1 pseudogene is annotated in these 279 nt (G+C 44.8%); it reads right to left on the reverse strand.

The features are described from left to right. Positions 1-279: pseudogene (locus AAEZ05_RS28365) on the reverse strand (hypothetical protein); the annotation flags it as partial.

Raw genomic sequence — 279 nt, forward strand, 5'->3', positions numbered from 1 at the left:
TCCAAGCGCTGTTGATTATGACGATTGGCTGGTGCCTGATGACTGATACCTTTGAATAAAAATAATTCCTTGTCATGAGTGACGCCATACCAGTAAAAATACTCGCGCCATAACAACTCAAACCATATCCAGTACGTCGAGTCATTAGCGATCACTTCCTGCTCGTACTGACGCAAACGGTTTAATAAGACTTTGACCGATAGTGAACCGTTAGCCAGCCACGGCGAGAACTTTGTTGAGTCAGTCCAAGTATCGAGCGCATTACGAGTGGTCTTATAG

It is taken from the genome of Pseudomonas sp. HY13-MNA-CIBAN-0226 (assembly GCF_040310305.1).
GTDB lineage: Bacteria > Pseudomonadota > Gammaproteobacteria > Pseudomonadales > Pseudomonadaceae > Aquipseudomonas > Aquipseudomonas gregormendelii.